Origin of the sequence: Caballeronia sp. LjRoot31, from assembly GCF_964253885.1 — a bacterium.
Lineage (GTDB): Bacteria > Pseudomonadota > Gammaproteobacteria > Burkholderiales > Burkholderiaceae > Caballeronia.
This window is the reverse complement of record NZ_CAXURX020000002.1, coordinates 497,119-514,974: the sequence shown is the minus strand read 5'-3', so window position 1 is coordinate 514,974 and position 17,856 is coordinate 497,119. Positions and strand designations below refer to the sequence as shown.

General features: G+C 62.0%; 15 protein-coding genes. 6 read left to right on the top strand and 9 right to left on the bottom strand.

What is annotated here, in order from left to right:
• Positions 1–62 precede the first annotated feature (62 nt).
• On the top strand, positions 63–299 hold the full coding sequence (locus tag ACSQ8V_RS20715; RefSeq protein ID WP_436206978.1) for a hypothetical protein: 237 nt from the start codon (positions 63–65) through the stop codon (positions 297–299).
• A gap of 91 nt (positions 300–390) precedes the next feature.
• Here the strand turns inward: ACSQ8V_RS20715 and ACSQ8V_RS20710 are convergent, their stop codons facing one another.
• On the bottom strand, positions 391–1,383 hold the full coding sequence (locus tag ACSQ8V_RS20710) for an AraC family transcriptional regulator N-terminal domain-containing protein (RefSeq protein ID WP_436206977.1): 993 nt from the start codon (positions 1,381–1,383) through the stop codon (positions 391–393).
• 376 nt (positions 1,384–1,759) lie between these two features.
• Here ACSQ8V_RS20710 and ACSQ8V_RS20705 point away from each other — a divergent pair, with 376 nt between their 5' ends.
• Entirely contained in the window at positions 1,760–2,806 is a 1,047-nt protein-coding gene (locus ACSQ8V_RS20705; protein ID WP_436206976.1) for an aldo/keto reductase, read from the top strand.
• 26 nt (positions 2,807–2,832) lie between these two features.
• On the opposite strand, the gene ACSQ8V_RS20700 is transcribed toward ACSQ8V_RS20705, so the two are convergent.
• The 3 genes from ACSQ8V_RS20700 to ACSQ8V_RS20690 all read right to left on the bottom strand — a co-directional run bounded on the left by ACSQ8V_RS20700 (position 2,833) and on the right by ACSQ8V_RS20690 (position 6,951).
• Complete coding sequence (locus ACSQ8V_RS20700) at positions 2,833–3,411, bottom strand: GNAT family N-acetyltransferase (RefSeq protein ID WP_346730497.1); 579 nt, start codon at positions 3,409–3,411, stop codon at positions 2,833–2,835.
• A 45-nt stretch (positions 3,412–3,456) separates the two neighbouring features.
• Positions 3,457–4,323, bottom strand: coding sequence for a glucose 1-dehydrogenase (locus ACSQ8V_RS20695; RefSeq protein ID WP_213764409.1), 867 nt, complete (start codon positions 4,321–4,323; stop codon positions 3,457–3,459).
• A gap of 291 nt (positions 4,324–4,614) precedes the next feature.
• Positions 4,615–6,951: an amylo-alpha-1,6-glucosidase gene (locus ACSQ8V_RS20690; protein ID WP_436206975.1), complete on the bottom strand. Its 2,337-nt coding sequence runs from the start codon at positions 6,949–6,951 to the stop codon at positions 4,615–4,617.
• A gap of 153 nt (positions 6,952–7,104) precedes the next feature.
• Here ACSQ8V_RS20690 and ACSQ8V_RS20685 point away from each other — a divergent pair, with 153 nt between their 5' ends.
• Positions 7,105–7,923 (top strand): sulfite exporter TauE/SafE family protein, encoded by an 819-nt coding sequence (locus tag ACSQ8V_RS20685; protein ID WP_436206974.1) that lies wholly within the window; start codon positions 7,105–7,107, stop codon positions 7,921–7,923.
• Between the two features lie 399 nt (positions 7,924–8,322).
• Positions 8,323–10,011: an acid phosphatase gene (locus ACSQ8V_RS20680; RefSeq protein WP_436206973.1), complete on the top strand. Its 1,689-nt coding sequence runs from the start codon at positions 8,323–8,325 to the stop codon at positions 10,009–10,011.
• A 143-nt stretch (positions 10,012–10,154) separates the two neighbouring features.
• On the opposite strand, the gene ACSQ8V_RS20675 is transcribed toward ACSQ8V_RS20680, so the two are convergent.
• The 3 genes from ACSQ8V_RS20675 to ACSQ8V_RS20665 form a co-directional block, all read right to left on the bottom strand.
• Positions 10,155–11,609: an HdeD family acid-resistance protein gene (locus tag ACSQ8V_RS20675; RefSeq protein WP_436206972.1), complete on the bottom strand. Its 1,455-nt coding sequence runs from the start codon at positions 11,607–11,609 to the stop codon at positions 10,155–10,157.
• A gap of 119 nt (positions 11,610–11,728) precedes the next feature.
• Positions 11,729–12,118, bottom strand: a complete 390-nt coding sequence (locus ACSQ8V_RS20670) for a RidA family protein (protein ID WP_436206971.1) — start codon at positions 12,116–12,118, stop codon at positions 11,729–11,731.
• Between the two features lie 62 nt (positions 12,119–12,180).
• Complete coding sequence (locus ACSQ8V_RS20665; protein ID WP_436206970.1) at positions 12,181–13,086, bottom strand: LysR family transcriptional regulator; 906 nt, start codon at positions 13,084–13,086, stop codon at positions 12,181–12,183.
• A gap of 194 nt (positions 13,087–13,280) precedes the next feature.
• On the opposite strand from ACSQ8V_RS20665, the gene ACSQ8V_RS20660 reads away from it, so the two are divergent.
• Entirely contained in the window at positions 13,281–14,183 is a 903-nt protein-coding gene (locus ACSQ8V_RS20660) for an NAD-dependent epimerase/dehydratase family protein (protein WP_436206969.1), read from the top strand.
• A 144-nt stretch (positions 14,184–14,327) separates the two neighbouring features.
• Here the strand turns inward: ACSQ8V_RS20660 and ACSQ8V_RS20655 are convergent, their stop codons facing one another.
• Both ACSQ8V_RS20655 and ACSQ8V_RS20650 read right to left on the bottom strand, forming a co-directional pair.
• Positions 14,328–15,422, bottom strand: a complete 1,095-nt coding sequence (locus ACSQ8V_RS20655; RefSeq protein ID WP_436206968.1) for a malate/lactate/ureidoglycolate dehydrogenase — start codon at positions 15,420–15,422, stop codon at positions 14,328–14,330.
• A 163-nt stretch (positions 15,423–15,585) separates the two neighbouring features.
• On the bottom strand, positions 15,586–17,058 hold the full coding sequence (locus ACSQ8V_RS20650) for a M20 family metallopeptidase (protein ID WP_213764402.1): 1,473 nt from the start codon (positions 17,056–17,058) through the stop codon (positions 15,586–15,588).
• 244 nt (positions 17,059–17,302) lie between these two features.
• On the opposite strand from ACSQ8V_RS20650, the gene ACSQ8V_RS20645 reads away from it, so the two are divergent.
• A complete protein-coding gene (locus ACSQ8V_RS20645) occupies positions 17,303–17,818 on the top strand; it encodes a DUF1993 domain-containing protein (RefSeq protein WP_436183447.1) in 516 nt (171 codons plus the stop codon).
• Positions 17,819–17,856 lie beyond the last annotated feature (38 nt).

Sequence of the window (17,856 nt, the reverse complement as noted above, 5' to 3'; positions counted from 1 at the left end):
GACTACTACGGCCGGTACTAAACCGCGGAACACGCCGAACAACAAGCGCGAAGGAAACCATCATGTTGACAGTCAGAAAAGGCCTGGCAGCCGCATCGCTCGCGGTGGCGGCAGCAACGAGTCTCGGCTTCACGAACACCGCGTTCGCCGACGACCACTTCCACCCCGGTTACGTTCATGTCGACAGCCGCGGCTGGCACGGTGACCGGTATTACGACGGGCATCGCTACTGGGAAAGGCGCGAGTGGGAACGCCATCACGCACCGCGTTACTACGGCCCTCCGAATCGTTACTATTGACCGGTCGCGCAGGCGTTAAAGACGAAAAAGCCAGGGACGTCCCTGGCTTTTTCCGTTTTCAGCCTCGTGAATGCCGCGCGTCGAACCTTGATCAAGCGCCCGCAGTTTCGCGCCATTTGCGGGTATCGCGTAATGGCGGCGCACCAAACAGGCGGCTGTACTCGCGGCTGAATTGCGATGCGCTCTCGTATCCCACGCGATGCGCCGCTGTCGCTGCATCGGTCATGTCGATCAGCATCAGGCGGCGCGCCTCCTGAAGCCGCAACTGCTTCTGGTATTGCAGCGGGCTCATCGCCGTGACGGCCTTGAAATGATGGTGCAATGACGAGACGCTCATATGCACGTCGCGGGCGATCGACTCCACGCGCAGCGGCTGATCGAAGTGCCGGCGCAGCAGCATGATCGCCTTCGCAATGCGCTGTGTCTGGCTGTCCTGCAGCGCGATCTGGCGCAAGCGCGCGCCGGGACCGTTCATTAACAACCGGTACAAGATCTCGCGCTTGACCAGCGGTGCGAGAATCGGAATGTCCTCGGGTGTATCGAGCAGGCGCAGCAAGCGCAATACGGCGTCGAGCATCGACGTGCCGAGCCGGTTGACATAGAGGCCGCGCGAGGCGTCCGCGGGCGTCGACGGCGGCAGGCTTTCATCGCCGATCAATTTGGTGATTTCCTCGACATCGAGGTCAAGCCGCATGCCCAGATACGGTTTGTCCTCGGTCGCGCCGGTCACTTGCCCCATCACCGGCAAATCCACCGATGAAACCAGATAGTGCATGGGGTCGTACACATACAGTTCGTCCCCTACCATGATCCGCTTCGACCCTTGCGCGATCACGCCAAGCGCCGGCGTCTGGATGCCATGGCTTGGGCCGCCGCAATGCACGACGCGATGCAGGAACAAACCGTGCACCGCTGTCTGGCACGTGCCGGTGGTGTCAGCGGTGAAGCGGTCCAGCAACGCGACGAGATCGAGCCGGGCGTGATCGAGGCCCGGATCAAGCGGTGCAGGCGCACCGCCGTTGATAGCGTGGTCAGCGTGGTTCAAAGGGTCGATGGCGGAATCCGCCGTCTCATTCAGGGCCATGATTCGCAGTGGGTGAGTTTTTGCGCGGCTGCTGCCCAGGAACGGTCACAGTCTTGCAAGGATGGAGAAGGGTTGCCGTCAGCCAGAGGCCAATCGCGATCAACTACACGCAATTACACGCAACCGCACGCTGCCGGCGTATGGCACTCAGCTTACTCGCGCCTGCATATTTTCGCCCAGAGCCACGCGCGGCCTTTGCAGGATCGGGCAATGATCCGACAGGATCAGGCTAGCCGGGCGAAGCGGCATAGGCAGATACTGCTTGGATCGCGGCGTTGCTGAAACACCGAACGGGCGTTCGGTCGTTCCGCCGTGAAGCGGCCGATGGTGAAGTCTACAGGCCGCCAGTTCAAGGACGAATTCTAAGGAACCCAGCATGCGTAACAAAAAATTCGGCAATACCGGCTTGTTCGTTTCGGAATTGTGCCTCGGTACCATGACCTTCGGCGAAGGCGGCATGTGGACCAATATTGGCGGCCTCCAACAGGCGGACGCGGACAAACTCGTCGGCCGGGCGCTGGATGCGGGCATCAACTTCATCGATACCGCCGACGTCTACGCCGACGGCACGTCGGAGGTCATCACCGGCCAGGCGCTCAAGAACCTGAAGGTGCCTCGCGAAAACGTGGTGGTCGCCACCAAGATCCACGGTGAAACCGGCACGAAAGGCATCAATTCGCGCGGCGCGTCGCGGTATCACATCATTGACGGCGTGAAGGCGAGCTTGAAACGCCTGCAACTCGATCACATCGATTTGTATCAGCTGCATGGGTTCGATACCGCCACGCCAATCGAAGAAGCGCTGCGCGCACTCGACAACCTCGTGCAGCATGGCCATGTCCGCTACATCGGCGTATCGAACTGGGCGGCGTGGCAGATCGCCAAGGCGCTTGGCATTTCGGAGCGGCTCGGCCTCGCGCGTTTCGAGTCGTTGCAGGCGTATTACACGATTGCCGGGCGCGACCTCGAACGTGAAATCGTCCCGATGCTCAAAAGCGAAAACCTGGGCCTGATGGTGTGGAGTCCACTCGCGGGCGGTTTGCTGAGCGGCAAGTACAAGCGCGACGGCAGTTCGACGGAGCCGGGCCGGCGCACGAACTTCTCGTTTCCGCCGGTGAACATGGATCGCGCGTTCGATTGCATCGACGCCATGACCCAGATGGCCGAAGCCAAGGGCGTGACCGTGGCGCAAATCGCGCTGGCGTGGCTGCTGCACCAGAAGGTGGTGACGAGCGTGATTATCGGCGCGAAACGGGTCGAGCAACTCGACGACAACATTGCGGCGACGCAAGTAAAACTGAACGACGACGAACTCGCCGCACTCGATGAAGTCAGCCAACTCGCTAGCGAATATCCGGGCTGGATGTTTGCTCGCCAGGGCGAATATCGCTTGAATCAGCTGCGGGAATCGAGTGGCGGCTAGTTGAGAGTTGGTCGTTAGTCGGCTGATTAGCTAACGATGGTTTGAAACGGCAAGGTCATGAGTACCGACTCCTGATACTTGCCGTTTATCTTCAGCGACCGCGGTTCACGCGCGTACTCAACGAATCCGACCGAGCGATACAGCCGTTGCGCCGCTTCGTTATGCGGCGCAACCGTCAGCTGGACCTCTTCCACCACCGTGCGGGCGTGGCTCAGGACGGCTTGCAGGAGGGCAAGCCCCAATCCCGTTCCGCGAGCGGCCGGGCGGACGTACATGCCCACCAGCGCGCCCTTGTGCCGCTGTTTCGCGGCTTGCGGCACCATCAGGCCGGCCACGCCCGCCAACTCGCTTTCGTTGTTTAAGACCCCGCCGAACACGGCAGCATTCACGATCCGTTGTTCGAACCACGCGAGCGGCTGTTCAGCTTCATCTTCCCACGCCGAGCCGAAACCATCGGGGTGTCGGGCGAGCCCTTCGAGCCTGATATCGCGATACGCACTGGCGTCGGCGGCAGTCAGACGGCGGATGGTGAATGGCATGGGCATGAGCGTGGGTACCTTGAGCGGCGCGTCGTGATTGCTGGCGTTAAAGCGCCAGTTTCGCACGCACGGCGCGTCCGCTCCAAGCCCCGTTTGCCCCAAGCCTCGCGTCTAGATGATCGGCTTGCCGCCCGTCACCGCGATGGTCGCGCCGGAGATATAACTCGCTTCATCGGACGCCAGCATCACATACGCCGCAGCCAGTTCGGCTGGTTGCCCGGGACGTTTCATCGGCACTTGCGAGCCGAAATTCCTGACCTGCTCCGGCTTCATCGTCGATGGAATCAGCGGCGTCCAGATCGGCCCCGGCGCCACACCGTTTGCGCGAATGCCCTTCTCCGCCAGCAACTGCGCGAGGCCGCCCGTGAAGTTCTGGATGGCGCCTTTCGTGGCCGCATACGCGATCAATCCGGGATTCGGACTGTCCGCGTTCACCGACGTCGTGTTGACGATCGCACTGCCCGGTTTCATGTGCGGCAAGGCGGCCTTCGTGATCCGGAACATCGCGCCGATGTTCGTCGAAAAGGTCTTGTCCCATTCTTCGTCGCTGATGTCCTCGAGGCTGTCGTAGACCATCTGGTAAGCGGCATTGTTGACGAGCACGTCGACGCGCCCGAACGACTCCACCGTCTTCGCGACCAGCTCGCGGCAAAACGAGGGGTCGGTGATATCGCCGGGCAGCAGCAGCGATTTCCGGCCCGCTTCCTCGACCCAGCGGGCAGTTTCTTTCGCGTCCTCGTGCTCGTTCAGGTAGACGATTGCGACGTCCGCGCCTTCACGGGCAAACGCGATTGCCACCGCGCGGCCGATGCCGCTGTCCGCACCCGTGATCAGTGCGATTTTGCCGGCAAGCCTGCCCGAGCCCTTGTAGGTTTTCTCGCCGTAATCGGGCGGGGGATTCATCGGCGCGCTGTGGCCGGGTTGCCAGTCCTGGTGCTGTTCCGGGAAGGGTGGTTTGGGATATGAAATCTGGGCCATGTGCGGTCTCCCTAAAAACGATGATGGAAGACCGGGTTTCAGCAAGCAACGGACCCAGGAGAGCGGTGGATGATCGTTGGCTCCGGCTAGCGGCGCATGTGGGTAGGCTGCCGCTTTAGGGCAATTCCGCCGGCAGCACCGTCCGGCATGAACCCGTTCACCGGGCGAACGATATCGCCTGGAAGTGGAAAAGGCGGCCAGGACCTTTATCCCCATTCCAGATATAGCCTTTGCGCGATACCTCGCCAATGCGCTAAGCGGCCAGGCGATGGTCAAGCGTTCGCGGTGCGGTTAAAGCACCGCGACCACCCGGATATCGCCTTCGATAGACGGCACGACTTGCCCGCCCACGCGCCGAAAGGTTATAGACACGGTTTTGTTGCCGACCCTCAGTTCACCGATCTCCAGCCAATCGATGCCATCAGGCAACTGCGGCCGGTCGATACGCACCTCCTCGTGCTCGGCGTCGATCGTGACCCCGAGACAGGCCTCCAGGATCATGAACGGCGATCCGGCCGCCCAGGCTTGCGGCAAGCACGCGACCGGATAGCCGATCGGCCGTTCGCCACGTTGCCGGGTGAAGCCGCAGAACAGCTCGGGCAGGCGCATATCGAACGTGACGGCCGCTTCGAACAGTGCCTGCAACAGGCGCACTGCACCGCCGCGGTCACCGTAGCGTGCGAGCCCGCGAGCGCACATGGCGCTGTCATGCGGCCACACGGAGCCGTTGTGGTACGACATGGGATTGAAGCGTGGCTGGCCTGCTGCCAGCGTGCGGACGCCCCAGCCGGTGTTGAACAGGGTCGACTCAAGCTGGCGCGCGACGGCTTCACCGCGGCTGCGTTCGACCAGGTCAAAGGCCAGCAAGTGTCCCGCATTCGACGCCAACACCTTGCACAGCTCGCCCTTGCCGTCGAGCGCGATACCGTAGAACTCCGACTCGGGCATCCAGAACATTGTCTCCACACGTTCGCGGATGTTTTGCGCGCGTTGCTCGAAGTCCAGCGCCTGCTCCGGCGCGTTGCGCCGCCTTGCGAAGCGGGCCATGGTGGCAAACGCGGTGGACGCATAGGCCTGGACTTCGACCAGCGAGATCGGTCCGATCGGGAAACTGCCATCGGCGTGAAACACCGAGTCGCCGCTGTCTTTCCAGCCCTGGTTGGCAAGCCCCGCTTCCGTTGCGCGCTGGTAGCTCAGCAAGCCGAATTCGTTCTTGTCGCAATGACGTGCGATCCATTGCGCGGCGAGTTGCAGGGCAGGCCACAATTCGTCGATCAACGCGGTGTCGCCGGTTCGCTCGGCGTATGCGCCGGCCAGCGCGACGAACAGCGGCGTGCTGTCGACCCCGCCGTAGTACATCGCAAACGGCACTTCGCCCGTAGCAGCCATTTCGCTATTGCGGGTCTCGTGCATGATCTTGCCCACTTCCGCATCGCGAAATGCGGAGTCTTCGCGTGCCTGATGTGCCGCGAGAAACCGCAGCACGCCACGGGCAAGCGACGGATCGATCCATAACATCTGCAGCGAAGTAATGATGGCGTCGCGGCCGAAAGCCGTGGAAAACCATGGAATGCCTGCGTACGGATACGGTCCGGTTTCGAGATCAGTCGTCAGCAAACCGAGATCGGCGAGCGAACGATCGATCCATTCGCTGAACAACGGATTGCTCGAACGCACGCGCGCCACCGAACGCCGCCGCTCGCGCATGCGCCGATGCGCATCGACAAGTGCCTCGCGAATGGCCGGGCGCCCCGATTCCGGCGCACATTCAGCGCCTTCCTCTGCGATCTTCTTGCTCTCCGCGCTCGCGTCGCTCAACGCGTGCGTGACGGCCGTGATCGACAAGTAGATCGACATGGCCGTTTCCGACTGGATCCGCAGGACGTAATCAGCACGATTGACCGAGAGCGAATGCGGTGCAGGCGAAAACTGGATGCGCGCGGTCCGCTCGACTTCATCCAGACCCGTATAGCGCAACACGACTTCGCCATCTTCAATGCACGGCTCGCGCATTGCCCCTCGTTTCGGGCGCGTGGACCCGCGCACCTCGAACATGTCGTGGAAGTCGGCGGCAAAATTGATCGAAAGCGGCACGGTGGCCGGTTCGGTGCCGTAGTTGGTCAACACAATGGCTTCGTGCAGCACGTGCCGCGACAGCACCCGGCGGCGCTCGACGTGGATCACGCCCTCGGGCGTGGTCGCCCCGCCGATAGGCGGCAGCGGCCGGTTGGTCAGGTGCGCGGTAAAGACGGCGTTGTCGCTGGACACGCTGCCGGACAGGAGCGACGGCGAGCGTCCGCCGAAGGTCAGGCGCAACTGCGACAACACGCGGGTGTCGTTCACGAAAAGACCGTCGTCATTGCCGCGGATATCGCCATTCGCGTCGTTGACCACGAAGGTGTTGCCGGCCTTGAGAACGAACTGGCGCTCGTTCGCGTAGTTCGTATGTTCGGTCGCGATAAATGCGCCGTCCGTGTTGTCGACGGGCGTCGACGGAGGAACCTCGCGAACGCCGGCCGTACTGCGGATCGGGTCGGGCATGTCGTCATGGGCAGGGTCGCGAGCGATATCACTGGCGTGCCGGTCGCTGAGCGCCTGCTTTGCTTGCTGTTGTTCCTTCGTTTCCATTACACCTTCCTGAAAGAGTTGCCTGGACACCCGGCCGATTGTACGGCCGGAGCCTGCGAATCAATTTTCGCGGACCGGAGGCAAGCGCACCGTGGACCCGCTATCATCGACCGTTTTTCGACCGACGCTCATTCAACCGGTTCTCCCCGCCGCATGTCTTTTCCGCACATCGACTTACTGTATTCAGCATCCGGCCTGGCTGTCGGCTTCCTCGTGGGCCTGACCGGCGTGGGCGGCGGCTCTCTGATGACGCCGCTGCTGGTGCTCCTGTTCGGCATCCACCCGGCCACCGCGGTCGGCACGGACCTGCTCTACGCGGCCGCGACCAAGACAGCCGGCACCCTGGTCCACGGCATCAAGGGGTCCGTGGACTGGCGTATCACCGGCCGGCTTGCGGCGGGAAGCATCCCTGCGGCGGCGATCACCCTGGTCCTGCTCAACCGATACGGTTTGAACACCCCCGCCGCCGCCCGGGTGATCCAGCTCGTGCTGGGCTCCGCACTGCTTGTTACCGCCGTCTCGCTCGTGTTCCGCCCACAACTCGCGCGCCTGGCCTACAAGACCGGGATGGCCCGCGAGGCAAGCGGAAAACCAGGGGCGGCGAGTCGTGAAACCCGCACCGTGGCCTGGACCGTGCTGACCGGCGCAATCCTGGGCGTGCTGGTGTCGATCACCTCGGTCGGCGCGGGCGCCATTGGCGTGACCGTCCTGTTGCTCCTCTACCCGCGTTTGCCGACTGCGCGAATAGTCGGGTCGGATATTGCGCACGCGGTTCCGCTTACGCTAATTGCGGGGACCGGCCACTGGCTGCTCGGTTCCGTCAACTGGGACCTGCTGCTGTCCCTGCTCGTGGGTTCGCTGCCAGGGATCGTGCTGGGCAGCATGCTTTCCTCCCGGGCGCCAGAGGTGCTGCTGCGCAACGTGCTGGCCGCCACGCTGGTGATTGTCGGCGTGAAACTGGTACTGAGTTGATTCCCGGGCAGTTCGAACGATAGTAGTCGCCCAGCGTGACGCTTTCCAGTCGACCGAACGGCCTATGACGTCTGGGCCGACCTATTCTTTGGGCGCATAGGCCGTTCGGTCAGCTATCGGCAACCATGCGTTTCCGGGCAAGATTCAGGTAGGCGAAGGGCGATGAAACAACGCGCAGGCGCTCTTCGCCATATATGGCCGGGTAGCCGTCCTGTGCTCGGGCATTGCCTTGAATCGCGGGTTTGATTCAATGCTTTGATTCAATGCTTTGATTCAGAATAGTCAGCCTCAAGATTGGATCACTTTGACGAGCCACATTATTTAGCTACATCATTGAGTCACATTATTTAGCTACATCAATAAGCACATTGATGAGCCGCCAGACATCCAGGAGCAGCGATGAGCCACACTGACGATCCCCGCGACGAGCAACCCGCGTCCGACCTGCCCCACGATCCCGTGCGCCGCCGCCTGCTTGCGGCTGGGGTCGGCCTGGCCAGCCTTACCGGATTGTCGCTGAGCGGCTGTAATCTCTTTGACTCGCGCCCGGCTACGCCCAAGACGGCCGCTGATATCGCGCTCGACAAAACGCTGCAGGCGCAGGTCCGCCATATTGTCGTGATCTACGCGGAAAATCGCAGCTTCAGCAACCTCTGGGGTAACTATCCCGGCGTGCAATATCCGCTGGAAGCCGTGCCGGCGTCGCGCTACGTACAGCTAGACCGCGACGGGCGCACGCCCATGCCTGTGCTGCCGAAAATCTGGGGCGGCCTCGTGCCGCAAGCGCAGGAAGTGGACGGCAAGCGCTATATGATTTCGGAAAAGCAGATCGACGGCGTGCCGAACGGACCGTTCCATCTTGTCGACGCGCAGGGGCAACCGCTGCCGAATGGCGTCATCACGCGCGACCTCGTGCACCGTTTTTATCAGAACCAGATGCAGATCAACGCGGGCCGCAATAACCAGTTCGCCGCATGGGGCGATTCCGGCGGCCTGGTCATGGGGCATTACCGCAATTCGGCGGACTCGCTGAAGCTCTGGAACATCGCCCGGCAAAACGTGCTGTGCGACAACTTCTTCATGGCCGCATTCGGGGGTTCCTGGCTCAATCATATTTATCTGATTTCGGCACAGGCTCCGTTTTATCCGGATGCACATAACGGTCCGGCGAAAAAGCTCTTGTCTGTCCTGGATGGAGACGATCCGCTGGGCACGCGCCTGAAACTCGCGGCCGATTCACCGGCATCGGCACTCGATGGCCCCCCGTCCTACGTCAACGACGGCGCGCTCACAGCCGACGGCTACGCGGTCAACACAATGGCGCCGCCCTATCAGCCGAGTAACGTCCGCCCGGCGGAAAGCGGCGATCCGGCGCTGGCGGACCCGTCGAATTATCGCGTGCTGCCGCCGCAGAGTTACGCCACCATCGGCGACCGGTTATCGGACAAAGGCGTGGACTGGGCGTGGTATAGCGGCGGTTGGGACTATGCGCTCACGCATCGCGACACGGGCATGGTTCCTGATTTCCAGTATCACCACCAGCCGTTCAATTATTTCCGCAGCTTTGCGCCCGGCACGCAAGCTCGCACGCAACACTTGCGCGACGCCGGTCTGGGCGATGATCCGTCGACCAACAAACTCATTGCGGACATTGACGCAGGCCAGCTGCCGGCTGTGACGTTCTACAAACCGCAAGGCAATCTGAATATGCATGCGGGTTATGCCGATGTCGAATCGGGTGACCGGCATCTCGCCAACATAGTCGAGCGAATCCAGCGCGGCCCCCAATGGGAAAGCACGGTCGTCATCATCACGCACGACGAGAACGGTGGTTGGTGGGATCACGTGCCGCCGCCGAAAGGAGATCGATGGGGACCCGGGTCGCGCATTCCAGCCCTGGTGATTGCGCCGTTCGCGAAGAAGGGGCTCGTCGACCATACGGTCTACGACACGAACTCCATCCTGCGTTTCATCACGCGCGTCCACGACCTGGTGCCGCTTGACGGCGTGGTCGCGCGCGACCGGGCATTCGCGGCAAACGGCGAAGCGCCGCTAGGGGACATGACGGGGACGCTCGATCTCGCATGAGTTGCACACGCTTGAGTTGCAAATCCCCGAGCTGCGGACGCTTGGGTTGCCAACGCCTGAGCTGCCAACAACAACGGGAGAAACAACTGGCAAATGGACGACCGCGACGCACCGATAAGTCGCACCGCGCCACCTCACGACACCTATGAAACGCTCGAGCCGTCCATCCGGCCTGCGCGGGCGTCGGCGGCATCGGACGCTTCCTGTCGCCATTCGCGCCGCGAGCGCAGCATCTTGCGCACCGCGAGCCGCGCCATCTTGAGATAACCAAATGGCCTGGGGTCGGCCAGCATGCTGAGCGCCCGCGCGTAGTCGAGCGTCAGGCCCGGAGTCCAGGCCATGGTGGCCGCGCGCTTGCGGATCTGCGCAGCGACCCATAGCTCCGGCGTGACGATCAGGCGCAGGAACGCGCGCCAACCCGTATCGTGGCCATGAAAGGTGCCCACCGACCCTTCGAGCGCCGCTTCCAGCGCCTTGGAAACAGTGCTGGAACAATTCCGGTAGGTCAGGTTATACGTCTGATCCTGCCGATATTTCTCCCAGAATGCCTGCAACCGATCCGGCCGGTAATTACGAATACGCACGCGGGTCGTGGATTCGCACCATGCCTTCGATTCCGTCACGTAATCCGGCTGGAACGTGCCCGGCACGTTGTTCTCGCGGGTCGCGCGCAAGATGCGCCCGAACTCGTCCGGCGAACGGTCGATTTCCACACCCGGATACAGACTGATGTAAATGCCCTCGGGTGACTCGAGCGCTGCGTGGCCCGTCGAGATGACGCCGTTCGCGTCGATGGCGGCAATGTAGCGGTCCACGATCAGGCGCCGATTGGCCTGCGCCCGCGCGGACCCGACGGGCGTCCACACATGCACGGTGAGCGCTTTTTCATCGGCGGAGGGGGGACCGTCCCATTCAAACGGGCCGTCGGCCTCGGTCGCCACCGCGCCCGCAGCGGCCTTTGCCGTAGCGGACTTTTCAGCGAGGGTGGAGTCGGCGATTACGTCATCGGAAAGCGCCAGCGCCTTCTCGTTTTCAGGCGGCAGGCTTTCCATACGGCGTACGCGAAATGCGATCCACAGGATGTTCCAACCGCCGAACGCGAGTCCGAGTCCGATCGCGTAAGGCGCTGTGCCAACATAGTGGGTCGGATACGGTTCGAAGAAAAAGATGGCGAGCAGGATTTCGACAATAGCCAGGGCCAGCACGATCCTCCATCGGCTATAGCGCACAACGACAGCCGACACGCTCTGCAGCAAGCCATCGGCGAGAAAAAGCGTGCCGAAGATCATCGACAGAACGAAGTTGCCGTGATGATTGCCCGCCATGATCAGCAGCGCGGCGAGCGTGAACGCGCCACCTTTCACGTAACGCAGCGTGCGCTGGCCGCCCACGCCAATGCCCGCAACAGCAAGGGTCGCAAGACCTTCGACGAGAAGCAGCCAAGCGAAGACGTGGATAGGAAAATACAGGACGCCGTCGAGAGCGTCGATAAACACCGACACCCCGATCACCAGCCAGATGCCGCCCGCCAGGGCCAGCGTAAGCCAACGGCGGCGCAAGTAGTCCACGCCCAGCAGAAGCAACACGAGTTGGATCATGAGGTCACCTGTGAGGACGCGACCTCGCCATGATAAAAGCGCTGCCGCTTTACGCCAACGGGATTCGAACGCCTGTGCGCCCGCCCCGATCCATACTTACCACTCACTCAAACAACAACTCAAGCCGGTTCCACCCAGGCCCGCGCCGCGATTTCCAGCAGATAACCATAATGCAGCGCGCCCACGGGAACGACTGCCCGCGCGGGTTTCCAGTCACCGAAATGGCGCGCGTAGATCTCGTTGAAAGTTTTCCAGTGATCCACGCCGACCAGGTAAACCGTCACTTCGATCACGTCCTTCAACCCCGCGCCGGCCGCCGCCAGCACGGTGCTGACATTGTCCAGCGCCTGCTGGGCCTGTTGTTCGAACGGCAAGTCGCCTGTATGCGTGCCGTCGGGACGCATCGGTAGTTGCCCCGACACGCAAACGAGATTACCCGCGCGGGTGGCGTGGCTGTAGTGGCCTGCGGGAACTGGAAGGCCTGGCGCGTTGATGGATTCAATGGGCATATGAATATTGACGAATGGTTCACGAATCGGAAAAGGGAAACCGGCAGCATACGTCGGGCGCTTTAAAGCACCAACCGTCCGGCGAGGAAATCGAGGAAGGCTCTCGCCCGTCCCGCCATCGATGCGCTCTGGTAGAACACCGCGCTGATCGGTTGCCGGACATCGAGCAAAACGGGGTCCATCACGGTTTGCAGGCGTCCACTGGCCACATCGGCGCTGGTCATGTACGCGGCAAGGCAGACGATTCCGCCGCCCGCCAGCGCAAGTTGCCGCATGGTCTCGCCACTCGATGCCGCGATCTCCGGCACGATCCGAAAGCGCCCGCCCGTATCCCGGTTTGCTGAATCGTCATCGATCAACGGCCAGTCGTTCAGGCTCTCGGGCGCTGTAAAACCGATCAGCCGATGCCGACGCAATTCCGCTACCGTACGCGGCTCCCCGCGTTGCGCGAGATACGCGGGACTCGCCAGGATGCGCAGCCGGCTGCTGCCGAGCGCGCGTGCGTGCAGCGTGGAATCCTGCAAAGCGCCGATCCGGATCGCGATATCCACGCGCTGTTCCATCAAGTCGACAATCCGCTCATTGCTGCTCAGTTCCAGCACGATCTCTGGATACGCCGCTGCGAACGCTTGCACGTGCGGCACGATGCAATGCAGCATGAACGGCGACGCCGCATCTACGCGCAACCGCCCCGCCGGCCGCTCGCGTTGCCGGGCGATCGATTCCTCCGCATCTTCCATCGCGGCGAGGATGGCGCGGGCGCGCACGAGGAAAAGCTCGCCTTCGTCGGTGAGTTGCAAGCGGCGCGTAGTCCGCCGCACCAGCGTGGCGTCGAGCTTGTGCTCCAGCCGCGTCAAGGCCCGGCTTACGCCGGAAACGGTTTGCTGCAATGTCTCTGCGGCCGCCGTGATCGAGCCGCTGTCGATCACGGTCACGAACGCCAGCAGTTCTTCGGTGGTCGTTTTCATCTATCCATTGTTGACCTGGAATCAAGATTGATTTGAGACTAACACTGTTTTTGCGAAAGTCGAAGACGGGGATACTTGCATGTATCGACTCAATGGGACCGGAGTAAGCGCTATGGGACCAGAGTAAGCGCTAAAGCGCCAACTCTGGTCGACACGCCAACTCCGGTCGACACACGATTTAACGGAGAACGAACATGAAGATTTTTTTGACTGGCGCAGGCGGTTTTATCGGCGGTTCGATTGCGGCGCGTCTGGTTCGCGATGGCCATCAGGTCAGCGGCCTCATCCGTCGCCCGGAACAGGCGGACGAACTCAAGGCATTAGGCATTGAACCCGTGATCGGCAGCCTCGACGACCGGGCGTTGTTGATCGCGCAGGCAAAAGCAGCCGATGGCGTCATCAACGCCGCCAGCAGCGACCATCGCGGCGCGGTCGAGGCGTTGATCGAAGGGCTTGCGGGCTCGAACAAACCGCTGTTGCACACGAGCGGATCGAGCATTGTCGGCGATGCATCCGGCGGCGAAGGAACAGACACGATCTATTACGAGGACAAGCTGCCCGAACCGACCGCCGATAAAGCCCCGCGCGTAGCCATCGACAACCTCGTGCTCGACGCAGCCAAACGCGGCGTGCGCGCTTCCGTGCTGTGCAATACGCTGATCTACGGCCACGGCGCCATGGTGAACGCGAAAAGCGTGCAGTTGCCGCGCTTGCTGGCTCAGGCGAAAAAGAGCGGCATCGTGCGCCACGTGGGACCGGGACGCAATATCTGGTCGAACGTGCATATCGACGATGTCGCCGACTTGTACGCGCGTGCGCTCGAAAAATCCCCGGCTGGTACGTTCTATTTCGTCGAAAGCGGCGAAGCGGCCTTCCGCGATATGACGACGGCAATGGCTAAAGCCCTCGGCCTCGGCGCGCCGCAAGACTGGCCGCTCGAGGAAGCCAAGAAGGAATGGGGTTACGAAATGGCGTCGTACGGGCTGGGATCGAATAGCCGGGTGCGTGGCAAACACACGCGGGAATTGCTGGGCTGGGAGCCCAAGCGGACGTCGGTGACCGACTGGATCAGCAACGAAATGCTGCAGACAAAGTAACCCGGGCGCTTTGGAAGCGAACACGCTAGCGGGCATGTTTTACAACGCGCTGGCGTTACACCGCGCGGGCGGGGCTGCACATGCACCCTCGCTCGCGCGGCGATTCTGAAGCCTGCGCGCCTCACGCAAAACGACACCCGAAGCTCACTTCAACGCTTGCACAAACTCCTCGATCGCGCCCGCCGGCATGCCCGATTGCACGGCGGCATCGCGGATTTGCTGCCACGTGGTGGGATCGACGGGAATGCCGTTCGCGTTGAGATCGGCCCGCCGCGCCTGTTCCGGCTCGCCCGGCACCATGATCTTGTCCGTACCGGCCGCGAGCGGCGACGCCTTCACCCACTCGACGAACGCATCGGCTTCAGCCTGAGCGTTGGGGGCATCGAAGGCGTTCGGATCGACGATCACCGACGTCATGCAATTGATGATCGCGTTAGTCGTGTCCAGGGTATCCGCGTGCGTGGTGAAACCGCCCGACAGCGCGCCGCCGAAAATCTCGCACATGGCGGCGAGGCCGTATCCTTTGTGCGCGCCCATCGCCGTCAGCGAGCCGAACGGTGCCTCGTGCATCACCTTCGGTTCGATGGTCGACACGCCGGCGTGGTCGATCAGGTAACCGGGCGCGACCTTCACGCCTTTGTTATAGGCCACGCGCGTCTTGCCGTAGGCAATCCCCGCCGTCGCAAAGTCGAGCACCAGCGGCGTGTTGCCTTCGCGCGGAAACGCGGCGCAAAAAGGGTTCGTGCCGAAACGCCGGTCGATACCGCCAAACGGCGCAACCAGCGGGTCCCCCGCCACGTTGACGAAGTGAAACGACACAAGACCGGCCGCCGCACACTGCTCGGCCCAATGCCCAATGCGCCCAATATGATGCGCATTGCGCAAGCCAACCGCACATACACCAAGCTTTTTCGCCCGCGCGATACCGTGCTCCATCGCCTCATACGCCACGACCTGGCCGAAACCCTTGGCGCCTTCGATAGTCAGCACCGCGCCGACATCGCGGACAATTTCAGCGTGCGTATTGAGCTGCAATTGGCCGTCCGCGAGCGACGCCATATAACGCGGAATCATGCCGACGCCATGCGAATCGTGTCCCGACAGATTCGCCATCACCAGATGATCGGCCACCAGCTCAGCTTCACGCGGCGTACTGCCGGCGTGGGTCCAGATCGCGCTGACGAAGGCGTGTAAGGTATCCGGGGCGATGCGCGATTCGCGCGTGGTTTCAGTGCTCATGCGACTGCGTCTCCTGATAGGAAAAGGACTGCGCTTCAAATTCAACCCAATTAAATCAAATTCAACCAAATTCAACGACATGCCGGTTCATCACCGCGCCGTGCAAATAAAACGGCGCGCAAAAGTTGCGCGCCGTCTGAAAGTCAATGTCGACCACCCGCCATCAAGGCGTCGCCGCGATCACCTCGGCTACCGTCGCCGTGAGTTTCTTCGCGAAAGGCACATGCAGGAACTCATTCGGCCCGTGCGCGTTCGACCTCGGTCCCAGTACGCCGCACACCATGAACTGCGAACGCGGAAAGCCTTCTTGCAACGTGCTCATCAATGGAATGGTACCGCCCTGACCAAGAAACGCGACATCGGCGCCGAAATGCCGGCGCGAGGCGTCGTTGAGCGCATCGCCCAGCCACGGCGATAGTTCGGGCGCACTCCAGCCGGTCGCTTCGCCGCGCTCGGGCTTGAACGTGACCTTCGCGTTGTAGGGAGGATCGTCTTCGAGCATGGCCTTGAGTTCCGCAAGCGCCTTCGTGGCCTCGACCAGCGGCGGCAGACGCAGCGACAACTTGAACGCGGTGCGCGGACGCAGCACGTTGCCCGCATTGATCAGCGATGGTAGCCCTTCCGCCCCGGTCACCGCCAGCGACGGCCGCCAGGTGGAATCGAGCAGCGCTTCACGCGGGTCCGTTGTGACGGGCAGCACCGTGCCGCCATTCTGGCCGCAGGTCCACGGGAGCTTCTTCCATACGTCATCGCCGAGAATGCGTGCCGTTGCTTCCGCTTCGCTCAGCCGGCGCGGCGGGATATCGCAATGAAAACCCTTCGGCAGCAGGTTGCCCGTGCTCGAATCTTCCAGCCGTTCCAGCAGGCGGCGCATGATCCGGAACGTGGACGGCGCAATGCCGCCGTTCGTGCCCGAGTGAATGCCTTCGTCGAGCACCTGCACTTCCAGGTCGCCGGCAACCAGACCCCGCAGCGACGTCGTCAGCCAGAGCTGATCGTAGTTACCCGCACCGGAATCGAGGCAGATCACGAGGCTCACCTTGCCGAGCCGGTCACGCAGCGCATCGACGTACGGCAGCAAGTCATAGCTGCCCGATTCTTCACACGTTTCGATAATGCCGACACAGCGCGGCCGTTCGACGCCTTGCGCGTCCAGCGCGGCGATCGCGCTGATCGACGAGTAGGTGGCGTATCCGTCGTCCGCGCCGCCGCGTCCGTAGAGCTTGCCGTCTTCGTATTTGGGTGACCAGGGCCCAAGATCACGACGCCAGCCGTCGAATTCGGGCTGTTTGTCGAGATGGCCGTACAGGACGATGGTGTCGCTGCTGTTCGAACGCGTAGCCGGTGCTTCGAAAAAGATCACGGGCGTGCGATTGGGCAAACGGATGATCTCGACTTTAAGGCCACGCACGGGCTGCCGTTCGGCCCATTGCGCAGCGTCCGCAATAACGCGTTCGATGAATCCGTTGCGCGCCCAGTCGAGGTCGAACATCGGGCTTTTGGCGGGCACCGCGATGTAGTCGGTGAGCGCGGGGAGAATTTCGTCGTCCCACTTCCGGTCGATGAATTCGCGCAGTGCCTGACGGTCGATTTGGTCGATGTGTTGTTTTTCTTGAGTAAGGTCGTCTGAGATCATGACGGGCGTCCCGGCCGTTTAAATATCAATGATAGCTGTGTTTAGCGTTAACTCGAATTCACAGTTTCTCACGAGCCGAATCTCGGCGGCGCGTCTTTTCGCCTTTGGCAGCGAGCACGACAGCCATTTCGCAAACTTGAAAATGGCACGCGAGTGCCGAAAGAACGCGCCGCTCAAGCGGCGGAAAAAGCGCTATGAACGACGTCCCGGTATGCTTGTGGCCCGATCAATCAGGAGCCTCATCATGTCCGTTTCAATATATCGCGCGACCGTTCCGGTTTTCGTCCGTAGCCTCGACGTGCTTGTTTCCCTGCTCGATAAAGCCGCCGCCCACGCGAAAGAAAAGGGCTTGAGCGACACCGACGTAACGAGCGCACGGCTAGCCGAGGACATGCTGCCGTTCGCGGCGCAAATCCAGCGCGCAAGCGATACATCGAAGGCATCGGCGGAACGTTTGTCGGGCGTCGCCGCGCCCCGTTTCGACGATACCGAAACGACCTTCGCGGAACTGCGGGAGCGCATCGCGAAGACGACGGCCTATCTGAAAGGGATCGATGCCGGGACGTTCGAAGGGGGTGACACGCGTGTTGTAACCATCAAGCAAAAGGACACCGAGCTGAAATTCAGCGGCGCAGAGTATTTGTTCCAGTTCGGGCTGCCGAACTTCTATTTCCATATTGTCACGGCTTACGACATCCTCCGGCACCTCGGCGTGCCGGTAGGAAAGCTCGATTTTCTCGGGCCGATCCAGCCGGCGTGACGTCCGGCTCCTGACTCGCGACACATGCTGAAAGACAA

What these genes read in the sequence shown, in the direction of transcription:
- ACSQ8V_RS20715 (WP_436206978.1), top strand. Translation starts at nt 63, where the DNA reads ATGTTGACAGTCAGAAAAGGCCTGGCAGCCGCATCGCTCGCGGTGGCG.
- ACSQ8V_RS20710 (WP_436206977.1), bottom strand. Translation starts at nt 1,383, where the DNA reads ATGGCCCTGAATGAGACGGCGGATTCCGCCATCGACCCTTTGAACCAC.
- ACSQ8V_RS20705 (WP_436206976.1), top strand. Translation starts at nt 1,760, where the DNA reads ATGCGTAACAAAAAATTCGGCAATACCGGCTTGTTCGTTTCGGAATTG.
- ACSQ8V_RS20695 (WP_213764409.1), bottom strand. Translation starts at nt 4,323, where the DNA reads ATGGCCCAGATTTCATATCCCAAACCACCCTTCCCGGAACAGCACCAG.
- ACSQ8V_RS20690 (WP_436206975.1), bottom strand. Translation starts at nt 6,951, where the DNA reads ATGGAAACGAAGGAACAACAGCAAGCAAAGCAGGCGCTCAGCGACCGG.
- ACSQ8V_RS20685 (WP_436206974.1), top strand. Translation starts at nt 7,105, where the DNA reads ATGTCTTTTCCGCACATCGACTTACTGTATTCAGCATCCGGCCTGGCT.
- ACSQ8V_RS20680 (WP_436206973.1), top strand. Translation starts at nt 8,323, where the DNA reads ATGAGCCACACTGACGATCCCCGCGACGAGCAACCCGCGTCCGACCTG.
- ACSQ8V_RS20675 (WP_436206972.1), bottom strand. Translation starts at nt 11,609, where the DNA reads ATGATCCAACTCGTGTTGCTTCTGCTGGGCGTGGACTACTTGCGCCGC.
- ACSQ8V_RS20670 (WP_436206971.1), bottom strand. Translation starts at nt 12,118, where the DNA reads ATGCCCATTGAATCCATCAACGCGCCAGGCCTTCCAGTTCCCGCAGGC.
- ACSQ8V_RS20665 (WP_436206970.1), bottom strand. Translation starts at nt 13,086, where the DNA reads ATGAAAACGACCACCGAAGAACTGCTGGCGTTCGTGACCGTGATCGAC.
- ACSQ8V_RS20660 (WP_436206969.1), top strand. Translation starts at nt 13,281, where the DNA reads ATGAAGATTTTTTTGACTGGCGCAGGCGGTTTTATCGGCGGTTCGATT.
- ACSQ8V_RS20655 (WP_436206968.1), bottom strand. Translation starts at nt 15,422, where the DNA reads ATGAGCACTGAAACCACGCGCGAATCGCGCATCGCCCCGGATACCTTA.
- ACSQ8V_RS20650 (WP_213764402.1), bottom strand. Translation starts at nt 17,058, where the DNA reads ATGATCTCAGACGACCTTACTCAAGAAAAACAACACATCGACCAAATC.
- ACSQ8V_RS20645 (WP_436183447.1), top strand. Translation starts at nt 17,303, where the DNA reads ATGTCCGTTTCAATATATCGCGCGACCGTTCCGGTTTTCGTCCGTAGC.